Source organism: Neobacillus mesonae (assembly GCF_023715155.1).
Taxonomy (GTDB): domain Bacteria; phylum Bacillota; class Bacilli; order Bacillales; family Cytobacillaceae; genus Neobacillus; species Neobacillus mesonae_A.
In genome coordinates this window covers 1-16,144 of sequence record NZ_JAMBNQ010000015.1, presented here as the reverse complement: position 1 = coordinate 16,144, position 16,144 = coordinate 1, and the positions used below count along the sequence as shown (strand labels likewise).

Here is a 16,144-nt window from a genome sequence, read left to right as displayed (position 1 = left end):
TCCTCATGAACCCTTATGAGAACAGACCTGTCTTTTGAATAAAAATTGTCTCCATAAAGAAAAAGCCCTATCAAAATGATATGAAGCCCCAAAGTTGGACTTAGAAAATCCAACTTTGGGGCTTTTCTTATTTCAATGTTTGCTCATAAATTTTTAAATTCGCATAAACTGCTTCAAGTGCAGGCACTGGAATCTGTTCCTTTTGTGCAATCCCCAATAGATATCCATGTAAATGATCAGCTTCAACCTGGGACAATTTTTCCATATCCCTTTGCATAGAAGATTTCATTGAATATTCGAGTGAATCAATTTGATTCAGTTGCTGTTCTACTATATCATCAGGAAACGGTGCTCCTGCCAGCTTCATAACGGTGACAATTTCCTGTAACAGCTTCTCAATCACAGCACGTCCGCTTGGTTCTTCACGGATTGGCCCAATTGGAGCTCTCATCAAAGTAGTGATTCCCGACATCGTGGAAATGAATAAATATTTATTCCATAAAGCCTTCTTAATATCGTCACTTAACTGGTAACCCACATTTGTTCCGGCAAAGGCCTCCTCAATTTTCACAATTCGTTCTGTCCGTTCGCCGGTCAGCTCTCCAAATACCAAATCATGTCTAGGGCTTGTTTGGATAATTTCCCCTTCTGCATCAAGTGTCGTTTCAATAAAGCAGAGGCCTCCGACAACTCGTTTCTTACCAAATTTTGCTATTAATTTTTCATAATGGGATATCCCATTTAACAAAGGTAATATCGCTGTTCTTTCACCTGCATACTCCCGGAAGCTTTCAATTGCCTCTTCGAGATGGTAGGCCTTCGTTGACAAAAGAATGAGATCAAAAGCCTCTGTTTTCTCTCCAGACAATATTAACTTTGGAGAAAGCTCTATATTCCCGTGAGCGCTTTCAATTTTCAGACCCGTTTCTTCTAATTGTTTTTTCCTGCGTTCCCTTACTAAAAAGGTAACATCTTCACCCTTTTCCATCAATCGCCCGCCAAAATATCCACCTACTGCACCTGCTCCTACAACTAGAATTCTCATGCCTGTTCCCTCCTATGTATAAAAACATTATATTTCTAGTATAAGGTAAATCTTTCAAGCAGAATAGATTGAAAGATAAAAAAGCAGGAGTCCATCCTGCTTATCATCCCTTTATAAGTTTTGTCTGCCGTGTTGAAAAATCAACATCCTGATAGTAACTATTTTTCACTAAAATATTTGGTCCCAGGCAGGATACAGCTTGACAGTGGCAGCTTAATTCCTTGGCTATTTTGGATGACTGCCATTTTTCATACGCATCTAAAAGATTCGTATTTTGAATATTTCCCAGAGGAGGTGTATCGCCAAAGTCAGTTACAATAATTTCCCCGCTAAAAATATTTACATTCAGCCGTGAACGGCCATCAGGATCATTTCTAACCGTTACATTTTTACTATTATAAATCCGTTCCAATATCGCTAAATCCTCTTGATTGCTGCTGCATGGATAAAATGGCAGTGTTCCAAACAACATCCATATGTTTTCATCCCTAACATCCAGCAAATGATGAATTGCTTTTCTAACTTCATCCAATGTTAATACTTCTAGATTGCTGGCAAAGTCACTTGGGTACATTGGATGTATCTCATGTCTTTGACAAAGCATTTCATCTACAATCTGCCGGTGAATCTTTTCCAAATGCGGTAATGTCCGTTTATTCAACATAGTTTCCGCTGACACTAGCACCCCTGCTTTACTTAATTCACGGCTATTCTCTATCATTCTTTCAAAATATTTTGCTCGCTGGGAGTATTCAGGTTTCTTCTCCATTCTGGCAAAACCGCCCTGGACAAAATCATCAACAGTTCCCCAATTGTGCGAGATATGTAATACATCTAAATATGGAGTGATTAATTCATAACGGCTTAGATCAAGAGTTAAATTGGAGTTAAGCTGTGTCCTGACGCCCCGTTCATGGGCATACTTTAAAATCGGTACAACATAATTTTTGACGGACGACATTGAAAGTATCGGTTCTCCACCGGTGATGCTTAAGGAGCGCAGGGCGGGGATTTCATCCAGTCTTCTTAACAGGAGCTCAAGCGGAAGCGCATTTGGATCCTTAGTTTGAAGTGTATAGCCTACGGCACAATGTTCACATCGCATATTACAAAGAGTTGTGGTAGTAAATTCAATATTGCTCAGTCTCATCCTCCCATATTCTTCAACATCCAAATACGCCTCCCACGGATCATATTTGGGGGAAATCTTTCTCAATGTTTTCATTGTAATCTCCTTTAAATCTGTTTTTTTAAAACCTTTCTATTATAGCTGATTTAAAGTTCGTATGATATACAAATGCTTATGTATGCTTATTTGGAAATATTCAATCAAAAAAACAAGGCTGCATTCAAACGAAGCTGACCTTGTTCTTCTACCACTATTCTCGACAAAATTACCGGGGAAATATAACAGAAACAGCGGCATATCGACAACCGCTATGAATTTTCTGAAAATTACAGCCGTACACTAAAACGATATCAATCATCATGAATATTTTTTCACTGTGAAGTTTGCCGCCTGAACAGGCCAATTCTGCGGGAATGCATTTCCTAGCACCCAATAGCTGATACCGCGTAGTCTATAGGACTTAACCGTATCATATTTTACCTGCATGCTTCTAGCATCTTCAAACCAGACTTCATGCTGCTGGCCTTTTTCATCTGTATAATGGAAAAAGGGAGACTGATAGGTTTCGTCATAGTTGATAGCAGCTCCGTATTTTGCAGCAATGTTCACCGCCTCTTTTGGACTAATAATCCTGGCGAACGTTCCTTTTACCCAAGGAATTTTCCAATCATAGCCGTATAAGGGTGCACCCATGACAATTTTATTGCGTGGGATTTCAGTGACTGCATAATCAAGCACTTTTTTCACTTCATTAATTGGAGCAACTGCCCAAGGTCTGCCGCCAATCCAGCCCCACTCATATGTCATAATCACAACAAAGTCGACAATTTGACCGTGCGCAGCATAATCATGTGCCTCATATAACTGTCCTTTCTGTCCAGCGGAAATTTTTGGCGCTAATGCAGTAGAGACGGAGTAACCTTGAGGATGCAGACGGGAAACCACTTTTCGTAAAAAGTTATTATAATTTTCCCTGTCACCCGGATTGATATATTCGAAATCAATATTAACCCCAACATATCCTTTTTCTTTTAGCTGCGTAAGGATATTGTTAATAAGCTTATCTTGAATTTCAGGGGTCCCTAAAATTAAGGCTGCCCGTTCTGCACTAAACTGACTCCCAACAAAGTTTGTAACCACTAAAAGCGGCGCAGTATTTCTTTCCCGTGCCGTTCTAATAATGTCTTCATCTTTTAATGGAGCGAGACTCCCATCTTCGCCAACACTATGGCTGAAAGGACTAATATAAGTAAAATAGGATGTCAACGGAGCAACAATATCAGCGCCAGCCTGCTCTATTTCTGTGACGTAGGCATTTACTTCAATTTCCGGCTTTGGAGCCTCCGGAATCCTCAGCCTTTGCCCGACACGTATGACACCGGCATTTTGGATATGATTTGCCTGAGCAATTACCTGTACGGTTGTTCCATAACGGCTGGCAATGGTCCATAAGCTCTCACCTGCTTGAACAGTATGGTACAAGACTGGGATCGTCAGCACCTGGCCAACATAAATTTTTGAAGGATCAGAAAGCTGATTCGCATCAACAATTTCTTGAATAGATACCCCTAAAAGCTGTGCAATCGTCCAAAGTGTATCGCCTTTTTGGACTACATATTGCTGATAAGGCGCGGGAATGAACAATGCTTCCCCAAGGACCAGCCGATTCGGATCAGCTAAGCCATTAACTGCAATAATTTGATTGATAGTCACACCGTACATTTGTGAGATCCTCCAAAGAGTATCCCCGCTTTTTACAACATGAATATTCACAAATACCACCTCAGTTAAAGTGAAACTTAAATCAGTGGTTTATTTCCATCCCCACTGATTGTTAGCCCCGTTTTGCAGCAAGTTCCCCTATGCTTGAAGCAGGGCTAATTGCCATATTGGATAAAGTGTCCATGGAATGTCATCTACTTTACCTTATTCATGAAGTGGTTTTTGTGTTAATGCCTATTATTTTCTGCTGAGGAAGGCTTTGATCATGAAATAACTGACCTCTTCTGGAAGCAGTTCCTTAATTGGTTTTAACCGTTCCCGTCCTGCATTTTCAACAGCCTGTTCTAACATAGGAAGATAGCTGTCCGGGATTAGAAGGGAAAAGTCAATTTCCAATCCCTCCCTGACACATTGAAGCAGATGATTTTCAACTGTGCTTATGGCCAGATTTCGTTTTTCTGCAATTTCCGGAATCGTTAATCCAGTCTGATGTAATGTGAATGTTTCAAGATGGGAATCGCCTATTGCTTTTGCTGGTTTTTTTGGTGCTTTTGGTTCAACATCCAATTGAGTTTGATAATCTGAATTGTCTTCGATGAAAGAACGAATAGCCTGGATAAACTCGAGGCCATATTTCTGCAGTTTATGTTCTCCCACACCGCTCACTTGTAAAAATTCCTCATTAGATTTTGGTAATTTCGCACACATATCCTTTAGCGCAGCATCAGAGAAAATGACGAAAGGCGGTACATTTTCCTGTGCTGCAATTTGCTTCCGGACCTCTCTTAATGCTTCAAATAATGGATCGCTCTTTGAAACTTCTTTTACTTGCACAGTCTGTCTGCGTAATACCTTTGTGTTACCAAGCAATATATCCTTACCTTTGGGCGATACATATAGGGTAGGAAATGTTCCCTGCTCTATTCCAATCAAATCCTGTGAAATTAAAAATTCTATAAAATCACTGACATCCTTTGCCGCTCTTTCCTTCATAATTCCATAGGTTGATAGACTATCAAATCCGAGCTCCGTCACTTTTTTATTTTTCGATCCGGTTAACACTTGGGCAGTCAAGGTTTTTCCGAACCTTTGGCCCATTCGAATGACACATGACATAACCATTTGGGCTTCCTTCGTCACATCGATTTGATTTCGGGAATCAGTGCAGTTACCACATCTTCCGCATGAATCCGTCTCTGTTTCACCAAAATAATGCAGGATAAATTCTTGCAGGCAGCTTTCCGTATGGCAGTAGTCAACCATTTGCTGCAGTTTCTCCAGCTCCTGAGTCATTCGGCTGCGGTCACTGGATTGGTCAATTAAGAATCTCTGAATTTGAACATCCTGCGGCGAATAAAGAACAATACACTCACTCTTCAGCCCGTCACGTCCGGCACGGCCTGCTTCCTGATAGTAGCTTTCCATGTTTTTTGGCAGCTGCCAGTGGATACAGTATCTTATATTAGATTTATCGATACCCATTCCGAAGGCAGAAGTGGCCACCATAACAGTTGCCTCATCAGTAAGAAAACGTTCCTGCTCATGGCTCCGTTCTTTCTCCCCCATTCCTGCATGATAATGAGCTGCATTTATATTTTCTCTTCGTAATCTTTCATAAAGCTGATCCACATTTTTCCTTGTTGCTGCATAGATAATGCCTGATTCCTTATCGTTCTTTTTCAAATAGTCCAACAGGAACTTATGGCGATCTTGTCCTTTAATAACAGAAAACGAAAGGTTTTCCCGTTCAAAGCCTGTTATGATTGTGTTTCTTTCATCTATATTGAGCAAAGTGCATATATCTTCACGCACTTTTGGTGTTGCAGTTGCTGTAAGAGCCAGGATATTTGGCGTTTGCGGTAAAATTTGAATCATACGCTGAATCTGCCTGTAGCTTGGGCGAAAATCATGACCCCATTGTGAAATACAGTGTGCCTCATCAACAGCAATGAATGAGATTTCCATTTGTTTTAAGTCTTCCAGAAATTCTTGTGATTCAAGCCGTTCCGGCGCTATGTACAACAATTTGTATTGGCCCAGCTTTGCTGCTTGAATCCGGTCATATGACTCATTATAGCTGAGTGAACTATTAATATAGGCTGCAGGGATGCCTGCCTGAACAAGGGTATCAACTTGGTCCTTCATTAAGGAAATCAGCGGGGAAATAACAATTGTGGTACCAGGCAGGATTAAAGCAGGGATTTGATAGCAAATCGATTTTCCTCCGCCGGTCGGCATAACACAAATGGTATTGTTACCGTCTAGTACTGAGCGGATGGCCTGCTCCTGGCCCTTTCTAAAGGAGTTGTAACCAAAATAGGATTGTAATAGGGGCTGCGCTTTTTCAAACAAAATAGTTTCTCCTTTCATTCTATCAGTAGGTTTACCCATTCTATTATACCGCTTATTTTTAGGGGAAGAAAATATGTTTCTGTGGACTGAATTGATTTTCATAAATGAGTTGTCACACATTAATGATATTATCAGCCATTTTATTATTACTAATTTCTAGCTCGAAAAAAGTAGGAATTCATATTACCCGCTAATCGCGTATTGGCAAATTCCCGGGCTAAATTATCTACTCATTTTAACCGCTAACCTTGTTTCGGACTCTTCTCGGGAAGATTCAACCGCTTTTTTTTACCGCTGGCTCCTGATTCGGACTCTTCTCGGGAAGAATCAACCGCTTTTTTTACCGCTGACTCTTGATTCGGACTCTTCCCGGGAAGATTCAACCGCTTATTTTACCCGCTGGCTCTTGATTCGGACTCTTCCCGGGAAGATTCAACCGCTTTTTTTTACCGATGATTCTTGATTCGGACTCTCCCGGGAAGATTCAACCGCTTATTTTACTCGCTGGCTCTTGATTCGGACTCTCCCGGGAAGATTCAACCGCTTATTTTACTCGCTGGCTCTTGATTCGGACTCTCCCGGGAAGAATCAACCGCTTATTTTTACCGCTGGCTCTTGATTTGACCTCATCTCGGGAAGATTCAACCACTTATTTTTACCGTTGGCTCTTGATTCGGACTCTCCCGGGAAGATTCAACCGCTTATTTTTACCGCTGGCTCTTGATTCGGACTCTCCCGGGAAGAATCAACCAATTATTTTTACCGCTGGCTCTTGATTCGGACTCTCCCGGGAAGATTCAACCAATTATTTTTACCGCTGGCTCTTGCTTCGGACTCTCCCGGGAAGATTCAACCACTTATTTTTACCGCTGGCTCTTGTTTTGGACTCTCCCGGGAAGATTCAACCGCTTATTTTTACCGCTGGCTCTTGATTCGGACTCTCCCGGGAAGATTCAACCGCTTATTTTTACCGCTGGCTCTTGATTTGACCTCTCCCGGGAAGAATCAACCGCTTATTTTTACCGCTGGCTCTTGATTTGACCTCTTCTCGGGAAGAATCAACCGCTTATTTTTACCACTAACCTTCCTAAGGGCACTTCCCCAGGCAAAATCAACAAGAAAAAAAGGCACTAAATCATCAAGTGTGATTTAGGCCTTTTTTCTAATTATTTTTCCTATTATTCTCTTGTATCGCATTTATCAACGCATCCAGCTTTTGATTCCGTTCCTGATCCAATTTTGTTTTTTCACTCATGAATCGAATCGTCCTAACCACAAAATAGATAGCAAAGACCAAAATAATCAAATAAAGCAATATCGGCACAATCGCAAATAAACCAAAGATACTCCCATTATTCATCATTCAAAATTCTCCTTTTTTACAAAAGTTACCACCATTCATTTAGTTTATCATTTTACCAAGATATGCAGAACCCCATAATAAACGTATATAGAAAAAGTCCGCCTTAATATAAGACGAACTATCAAAAAAATTTCCTTATAAATCTTGTGAAAAAAGCTCCTCAAGCTGTTTTCTTAATATAAATTTTTGGATTTTACCGCTGGCATTTCGCGGCAATGCGTCACAGAAAATATATTTTCGCGGACGCTTATAGTTGGCCAGACTGTCACTATTTTTGCAAAATACATCTAACTCCTGTTCTGTCACATTCTTTGATTCTTTTTTAACAATAAATGCGGTAACAGTTTCTCCCCAGCGGTCATCCGGCTGACCCACAACCGCTGCATCGAGAACGCTTGGATGGCTATGCAGCAAATCCTCCACCTCCCGCGGATAGATGTTTTCACCGCCGCTGATGATCATATCATCGACCCGGTCATTCACAAAGAGGTAGCCTTCTTCATCCATATAGCCGATATCTCCAGAATGATACCAGCCTTTATACATGGCATCTTCTGTTGCCTCCTCACGATTATAATAACCTAGCATCATACAAGGTCCTTGGACAATAATCTCTCCTGTTTCCCCTGTTGGAACAATATCATCAGGATCAGACGGGCCATCTTCCCGGGTACGGACAATCCGAATATCATGATTTAAGGCAGCCTGGCCGGCTGATCCTGCTTTTCTAAGCTGATCTCCTTCAGACAGGAACGTAATAGCAGGTCCCATTTCCGTCATTCCATAGGCTTGAACTAAAGAAATACCTAAACGATCGTGCAGGGCATTTACAAGAGAGGGGGCCATTGGGGCCGCTCCGTATAACCCCAGTTTTAAACTGGATAAGTCATATTCAGATAAGTCCTCTTGTAAAAGCATATTCCACATGGTAGGTGCCGCAAAAAGCTTCGTTATTTTTTCTTCTTCAATCAATGACAGGATGGCTTTTGGATTAAACTGGTGCAGTATCACATTTTTTGCCCCTACATTCACTCTTGGAAGGAAGGCACAATGCAGCTCAGCACAATGGAACATGGGTGCAGTAACCAGGCCAACGTCTTCTTTCTCAAGCTTTTGTGCAGCATTACAGAGTAAACTTTGATCCACCATATTACGGTGGCTGTGCATGACACCTTTGGGCCTGCCTGTTGTTCCGCTTGTATAAATAAAAGCATAGATATCATTTTCATTCACTTCGGCATGAATTTCTTCCGCAGACGCAGAAACGACCTTATCCTTGTAGCTGTCAGCATACTCAGGTGTGTCCTCATCAATAAACCAAAATGAGATATTTGGAAAACGGCTGGCGATTGCAGAGATGACAGGCTCTAATGCTTTTTCAAAAAGCACAACCTTTGGGGCAGCATCGGATAAAATAAACGCTGTTTCCTCAGCAGTGAGACGGAAATTAATCGGATTAAACACAGCGCCAAGTGCTGCGCAGGCAAAAAAAGCAGTACCTAACTCTTCTGTGTTAAACATAAATGTGGAAACCCGGTCCCCTTTTTTAACTCCTTCCGTTAAGAGTGCATTCGCAAGGCGGTTCACCTGTTCGCTCCATTCTCTGAACGTATAGCGGAGATTTTTTCGGACATCATAAATCGCTTCTTTATTTGGATACTTTTTTACCGTTAATTCAAAGATTTTTCCGATTGTAGTTGTCATGCCATCGCCTCCGATTTTTTGGTTTTCCTTTTTTTAGCTCCTTTAGTGATAGAAAATTTTCTCTAAAAAAATTGCCTGTCTATCTAAAAGGATTTTCTTCCTACAGCCCTAAATTTTTAGCAATAATCGTTTTCATAATTTCATTGGTACCGGCATAGATGCCGCCAACCTGTATGTCACGGAATCGTCTGGCAATCTCGTATTCTTCCATATAGCCGTAACCGCCATGAAGTTGCATGCATTCTGTGGCAATTTTTCTGGCATTGTCAGTCAGCTTCCATTTTGCCATAGATACCTTGGTTACCACGTTTTGTCCTTCGATATGCTCAGCAATTAATTGGTCTAAGAAAGCACGGCTCATCTCAAGATCAGTGGCCATCTCAACAATTTTAAATTGAGTATTTTGAAACTGGCTGACCGTTTTTCCAAAGGCTTCACGGCTTTTGACGTATTCTATCGTTTTTTCAAGCATGACCTCCCCGGCAGTCTGCGCCCCAATTGCAACTAGAAGGCGTTCCTGCTGCAATTTTTCCATTAAATAGATGAAGCCTTTTCCTTCCTCACCCAGCAGGTTTTCTTTTGGCACGCGGCATTCTTCAAAGATTAATTCAGCCGTATCCTGTGAGTGGAGACCTATCTTGTTTAATTTTCTTCCTCTTGAGAATCCGGGAGTATCCCTTTCAATCACCAGCAAGCTGAGCCCCTTATGCTTGGGCACAGCATCTGGATTAGTTTTTACCGCCACAACCACAAGATCTGATTGAATACCATTGGTGATGAACGTTTTCTGCCCATTCACAATATAGTGATCTCCATCAAGTTTAGCGGTTGTTTTAATGTTCGCAAGGTCTGAGCCTGTTCCCGGCTCTGTCATGGCAATAGCCGTTATGATTTCGCCTGTCACACACTTCGGGAGCCAGCGCTGTTTTTGCTTCTCTGTGCCATATGAGGTGATGTAAGGAATGACGATATCACTATGAAGACTAATTCCAATTAAGCCGGTGCCTACTCGTTCAAGCTCCTCATTGATGACAACGGAGAACCCCCAATCCACCCCGCTGCCGCCATATTTCTCGTCAATATCAGGACAAAGAAACCCCTGTTCACCCATTTTTGTCCAAAATGAACGCGGAATCATCCTGTCCTCTTCCCATTGTTCATAAAAGGGATCGGCTTCTTTTTCCAAAAACTTTCTTAAAGCTTGACGAAAAATTTTATGATCCTCATGTAAGTAGGGATGTTTCATTTCTATCATCCTTTCTTTTTAATTGATAGCGCTTACTTTCCTTTAAAAACAAAAGCAATATCAGCATGCTTGAAAATCTGCCTGCCCTATCCTCTTCACTAACTTTATAGAAAGACGGGAATGAAAAAACTTTTTTCTGTCCCGTCTATTTTATTATGAAATACTTCTTTCTACTGCAGAGACCTTTTTCTTTTTCACAGTCAGTCCCACACAGACAACGGCAGCAACAAGAAATATGCTGGCTAGTCTAAACAGAGTCGCTGTTTCCACGAAATCTGCAATAAAGCCGAAAATTAATCCACTTAACCCAATCCCTAAATCAATGGAGGAGAAAATCATTCCATTGACGACACCGCGGCGGTTCGCAGGAGTAATTAGTAATGCCCAGGATTGCAAAGTTGGAATCGCACAGCCGAATCCAACACCAAATAGGGCTCCGGCAATGGCAATTAAGAAATTGGAGTGAGCAAAGGAAAGCACCCACATCCCGGCAAATGTAATAAAAGAACAGAACAGCACGAGTCCTCTAGGGCCTTTTTCATCAAACCACTTTCCGGCAAACGGTCTGGTGACGGACGACATGATTGCATTGAGGATATAAAATAAAAAGATTTGACTTATTCCCCGCTCTTGTCCGAATATCACAATAAATGTTGTAATTGCACCGTATCCGAGACTGACCAGTAAGGTAATGAAGGCTGGAAACGAGCTTGCTTTATCAAATGATGACCTAAAATAGGAAAATGTAAGCTCTTCTCTTTTAGTTTTCTGTACTGCTTCAGGGGTGATATAATGCACGAACATAAGCAGTACTACAGCAACACCCCCCAGTAATGCGGATATAAAAATAAGATTGTTGAAGGATGTTATGTTAAATAGAAAGATTCCTAGACTCGGCGCAATGACCATTCCAATAGTTACTGAAAGCCCGTAATATCCCATCCCCTCACCAAGCCGTGAATTTGGAATGGTATCCGCTGCTGCCGTTCCATTTACTGTGGTGGACCATCCCCAAGCAAGACCGTGCAGAAAACGGAACAGCAGAAAGATGACAATGATCTGCGAAATGGGATAGAGTACCGTAATAAACAGCAGCATCGCAGCCCCAATCAACACCATTGCTTTTCTTTTCCTATATTCCAGCATAAAGCCAATAAATGGCCTGCTAAGGACAGCACCAATTGAAAACAGTGCAGTAACCAAGCCAATTTCAATACCGGACGCCCCAAGTGATTGAATATAAGGCGGCAAGATGGGAAGCAGCATCTGAAAAGACATAAACACAAAAAGGTTCCCAACCATAAGCATAATAAATGATTTTGTCCACAAACGATCTCTCACAAAACTCCCGCCTTTTCATATAAACTGCTATCACTTATTTTATTTAGTTGATACAAATAATAGCACATCAGTTAGAAAAAGGAAAATTCTGAAAACTAATATGAAAGGATTGTCTTTTTTAGGACGAATTCCTGTATTATGGAATTAACAAATATAAGATGGAGGGCTCACATTATGGAAAAAAGAAAATTAGTCATTACCCATAACCTTGAGCAGGTCCTGCTTGATCAGGTAAAAGAGATAGTCCCGGATTGGGAGCTGGTTGCCTCAAAGGAAAAAGAAATTTGGCAGGAGCAGGCTAAAGATGCTGAAATCATCGCCGGCTGGAAAAAAGGACTTGATAAATATTGCTTAGGACCCGAATCGAAGCTTAATTGGCTGCAATCATGGAGTGCCGGAGTTGATTCCATGCCTCTCGAAAAACTGGCTGCAAGGAACATTATGCTAACGAGCGCCAATGGGGTCCATGCATATCCAATCTCTGAAACAATTTTTGCTTTAATGCTTGGATTAACCCGAAAAATTCATACATATGTAAAAAATCAGCAGGCACACACCTGGCATCACAGTAATATGAAACTTGAAATCCACGAAAAAACAATTGGGATCATCGGAGTGGGGGCTATTGGGAGCGAAGTTGCCAAAATTGCCAAGGCATTTGGGATGAAAGTTCTCGGGGTAAGAAACTCGGGTAAAACGGCTGCATTTGTGGATGAAATGTATACTGCAGGTCAGCTGCATCAGGTCCTGCCATTATGTGATTATGTTGTGGTAACACTTCCTCACACTAAAGAAACACATCATTTATTTGGTGCTGAACAATTTTACCAAATGAATTCCACCGCCTTTTTTATTAATATCGGCCGCGGTGAAATTGTGGTGGAAAAAGATTTGGTGCAAGCACTACAGGAAGGAATCATTGCCGGAGCAGGATTGGATGTGTTTGAAACGGAGCCATTAAGTCCAGATAGTCCTTTATGGGAGATGGGTAACGTTATTATTACCCCGCATACGGCTGGTTCCACCGAACATTACAACAGGCGCGTGGTAGAAAATATTTTAATTCCAAATTTGAAGGATTATCTAGCAGGGGGAACACCTTCAATCAACCTTGTAGACTATTCAAAAGGGTATTAATAATTGGGCCGCTCCAGTGTTCCTGAGCGGCCTTTGTTTATTTCAAAAATTCTTCTTTTAAGATTGAATACACTTTTAAATCCCGATGCTTTCCTTTGATCAGCATTGCCTTTCGGTTTATCCCCTCAAAAGACATTCCGGCCTTCTCCATCACCCTTTGCGAACCAAAATTTCCGGTGAAACATCTTGCCTGGATCCGCATTAAATCCATCTTCTCGAAGCCAAATTTAATGACCTTTTTCGCTGCCTCTGTGGTGATTCCCTTTCCCCAGTAATCCTGGGATAAACAATAGCCGATTTCAGCACTTTGATGCAGGGGATGCCACCAGACAAAATCGATGGTCCCAATCAGCTTGCCAGTCTCTTTGAACTCTATCCCCCACGGAGCAACCCTCTTATTTCCATACTGCTGCAGAACAAAGTTGATAAATTGTTCCGTGTCTTTCAGTGACTGATGTGTCTCCCAGGTAACATATTTCGATACTGCCTCATTTGAACAATAGGCAAACATGTCATCAACGTCCGCCAGTGAAATTTTTCGAAGAAGCAGACGCTCTGTCTCCAAGGCTGGCAGATTTCCATAGATTTGTTCAATTTTCATTTGAACCATCCTTTTGTTGTTACTAATAAATAGTCACTTCAACTAAACACATTATCCAATAATCACACGTTCTCTTGGGTATCGATAACTTTCCTGCTTATTTCCGCGGTTAAATATGAAAATAAAGGAAAGGATTCCGATTCTTCCAATAAACATCAATATAATAATAATAATCTTTCCTGTAAAACTAAGATCCGGAGTGATTCCCATAGATAAACCTGTGGTCCCAAAAGCTGAGCTCACCTCAAACATAATTTCCAGCATATTAAATGGTTCAGTTTCAGAAAGGATGATTACTGCTATAAAACAAATAAAAAAGGCTAAGAAACTAACAACAAATGACTTCCTGATATCATCTTCATGTAATTCACGTCCAAAAACCTTAATATTTTTTCGGCCTCGTGCAAACGAGAAAATGACTAACCAGTTTACTGCAAAAGTGGTTGTCCTTACCCCTCCGCCAACAGAGCTTGGCGAAGCACCAATAAACATTAACAAGCATAAAACCAGTAAAGTGGGTCTTGAAAAATGACTCACATCCATTGTAGCTAATCCGCCATTTCTCGTGGATGAAGACTGAAAAAAAGCATAAAACAAGGATTCATGCCAGCTTTTATTAGCAAAGTAATGATTAAAATCAAATAATAAAATAAGAAACGTTCCGCCAAACATCAAAAGGAAAAACGTAACAGTTGTTAATTTGGTGTATAAAGAAAAATGATGGGATTGTTTATTGTCTTTGCGATGCAGAAAAAAGTCCTTTAATTCTATAAGTACCGGAAATCCTATTGCTCCAAGTGTTAATAAAACAATATTGATTATTTGTACAAAGTAATCATGAGCAAACGGAATAAGTGAGTTTCCTGTAATATCAAACCCTGCATTGGTTGTAGCACTTACAGAGGCAAATAATCCTTGCAAATAAGCCTCTTCCCACGTTGAAAAATAAGTTAAAAAATAAGTTCCTAAGATTAATGCACCTATCAATTCAATTAAGAGAATAATAATTAATATTTGCCTCATAAGCTTAACAAGTCCAGATAAATTGGATTGGTTCTGGTCTGTCGCAATTAATTGTCTTTCCTTTAGACCAATCTTTTTCTTCATTAAAAGCCATAAGAAGGTTCCAAGCGTCATAATCCCTATTCCACCAAATTGAAGGATAAACATTAATATAAAGATACCAGTTGTACTAAATGTATCTACAATTGAAACGGGTGATAGGCCCGTTACGCTTAATCCACTAACTGCAATAAACAAAATATCTATGAATTTTAAATGTACACCAGGTTTAAGAGCAAAAGGCAGGCTCAATAAAAGAGTAGATACTATAACAGCAATCAAATAAAATAAAACAATGATTTGAGGAGGCTTTAAGCTATTCTTCTTAAAAATTTTCAACAAAGGGGTTTCTCCTTATCTTAAATGATGAAACCATTATAAAGTTATTTTTCGATAAATTCCAGACTGCCAAGTTATGAAGAGTACCCAACAAAAAAATTCTGTTAATACACTTTAACTCTTTTCCACTTTCTCTACAGATTAATATACTGTTTTGGACTAAATATTTTTATTTTGAATTTTGAATTCTACCATTAATGATTTAACACACTATATCCCAGCCAGCATATAAGGACAAAATTCGGAACGATTAGCAAAGCTGCCAGACCAAGCTTCTTTCTTTTTAGCGTTACAGCAGCTCCGGCATACAAGAGCGGAAATATTAAACCCCATAGGTGGAAGCGTGGTGTTGCTGCCAGGTATAAAGACATTGGCAGGTTTAGGATGGTGGAAATAAAGAGAAGTTTTGCTCTTTTAAGACTAAGAGCCAAAATGGCAAGAATCAGTGAAGCGATCATGCATGGCCAAAAGAGTATCTGCATTGGCTGCCTCCTTTTTTCTAAATATTTTACACCGTGGGTTTGGCTTTCAAAAGCATAGTTATTTAATTCAATTAATTGAGTTTCTTTAGTAAATGCTTTTAAAGTACGCGATAGAACTCTTAATTTTCTAGCTTACGCACTATGGATCTTCCTCAGCGAGAGCGTTATCGCTTTTTCCTATTATTCGTGTTTTACGAACCTTCCTTAGTGCGTGAGGATTCCCTTTTTCCTAAGATTCGCGTTCTATGAACCTTCCTTAGTGCGCGCGGATTCCCTTTTTCCTAAGATTCGCGCTCTTTCAACCTTCCTTAGTGCGCGCGGATTCCCCTTTTTCATGATATTCGCGCTCTTTGCACCTTCTTTAGTGCGCGCGGATTCCCTTTTTCCTACGATTCGCGTTCTATGAACCTTCCTTAGTGCGCGCAAATTCCTTTTTTCCTAAGATTCGCGTTCTATGAACCTTCTTTAGTGCGCGCGGATTCCCTTTTTCCTGTAATTCGCGCTCTTTCAACCTTCCTTAGTGCGCGGAAATTCGCTTTTTCCTGTAATTCGCGCTTTATCAACCTTCCTTAGTGCGCGGGGATTCCCTTTTTCATGATATTCGCGCTCTTTGCACCTTTT

General features: G+C 40.6%; 12 protein-coding genes. 1 reads left to right on the top strand and 11 read right to left on the bottom strand.

Annotated features, from left to right (window positions below; translation table 11 throughout):
• Nucleotides 1-127: 127 nt before the first annotated feature.
• From M3183_RS13790 to M3183_RS13755, 8 genes are all read right to left on the bottom strand, one after another.
• Entirely contained in the window at nt 128-1,045 is a 918-nt protein-coding gene (locus M3183_RS13790; protein ID WP_251470627.1) for a ketopantoate reductase family protein, read from the bottom strand.
• Nucleotides 1,046-1,148: 103 nt separating this feature from the next.
• Nucleotides 1,149-2,270 carry a radical SAM/CxCxxxxC motif protein YfkAB gene (gene yfkAB, locus M3183_RS13785; RefSeq protein ID WP_251470626.1) on the bottom strand — a complete coding sequence of 374 codons (1,122 nt, stop codon included), beginning with the start codon at nt 2,268-2,270 and terminating at the stop codon, nt 1,149-1,151.
• Nucleotides 2,271-2,531: 261 nt separating this feature from the next.
• Nucleotides 2,532-3,947: a glycoside hydrolase family 18 protein gene (locus tag M3183_RS13780; RefSeq protein WP_251470625.1), complete on the bottom strand. Its 1,416-nt coding sequence runs from the start codon at nt 3,945-3,947 to the stop codon at nt 2,532-2,534.
• A gap of 186 nt (nt 3,948-4,133) precedes the next feature.
• The gene (gene recQ, locus M3183_RS13775; protein WP_251470624.1) at nt 4,134-6,248 is read right to left on the bottom strand and encodes a DNA helicase RecQ; all 2,115 of its coding nucleotides are present in this window, start codon (nt 6,246-6,248) and stop codon (nt 4,134-4,136) included.
• Nucleotides 6,249-7,410: 1,162 nt separating this feature from the next.
• Nucleotides 7,411-7,611, bottom strand: coding sequence for a hypothetical protein (locus M3183_RS13770; RefSeq protein WP_251470623.1), 201 nt, complete (start codon nt 7,609-7,611; stop codon nt 7,411-7,413).
• Nucleotides 7,612-7,746: 135 nt separating this feature from the next.
• Nucleotides 7,747-9,315: a fatty acid--CoA ligase gene (locus tag M3183_RS13765; protein ID WP_251470622.1), complete on the bottom strand. Its 1,569-nt coding sequence runs from the start codon at nt 9,313-9,315 to the stop codon at nt 7,747-7,749.
• Between the two features lie 100 nt (nt 9,316-9,415).
• Nucleotides 9,416-10,561, bottom strand: a complete 1,146-nt coding sequence (locus M3183_RS13760; protein ID WP_251470621.1) for an acyl-CoA dehydrogenase family protein — start codon at nt 10,559-10,561, stop codon at nt 9,416-9,418.
• Nucleotides 10,562-10,714: 153 nt separating this feature from the next.
• Entirely contained in the window at nt 10,715-11,869 is a 1,155-nt protein-coding gene (locus M3183_RS13755; protein ID WP_285879817.1) for an MFS transporter, read from the bottom strand.
• A gap of 207 nt (nt 11,870-12,076) precedes the next feature.
• Between M3183_RS13755 and M3183_RS13750 the strand changes: the two genes are divergently transcribed.
• On the top strand, nt 12,077-13,039 hold the full coding sequence (locus tag M3183_RS13750) for a D-2-hydroxyacid dehydrogenase (RefSeq protein ID WP_251470617.1): 963 nt from the start codon (nt 12,077-12,079) through the stop codon (nt 13,037-13,039).
• A 37-nt stretch (nt 13,040-13,076) separates the two neighbouring features.
• Here M3183_RS13750 and M3183_RS13745 read toward each other — a convergent pair whose 3' ends face one another.
• The 3 genes from M3183_RS13745 to M3183_RS13735 form a co-directional block, all read right to left on the bottom strand.
• The gene (locus M3183_RS13745) at nt 13,077-13,640 is read right to left on the bottom strand and encodes a GNAT family N-acetyltransferase (RefSeq protein ID WP_251470615.1); all 564 of its coding nucleotides are present in this window, start codon (nt 13,638-13,640) and stop codon (nt 13,077-13,079) included.
• A 51-nt stretch (nt 13,641-13,691) separates the two neighbouring features.
• A complete protein-coding gene (locus M3183_RS13740) occupies nt 13,692-15,041 on the bottom strand; it encodes a TrkH family potassium uptake protein (RefSeq protein ID WP_251470721.1) in 1,350 nt (449 codons plus the stop codon).
• A gap of 194 nt (nt 15,042-15,235) precedes the next feature.
• Entirely contained in the window at nt 15,236-15,523 is a 288-nt protein-coding gene (locus M3183_RS13735) for a hypothetical protein (RefSeq protein WP_251470614.1), read from the bottom strand.
• Between the last annotated feature and the right edge of the window lie 621 nt (nt 15,524-16,144).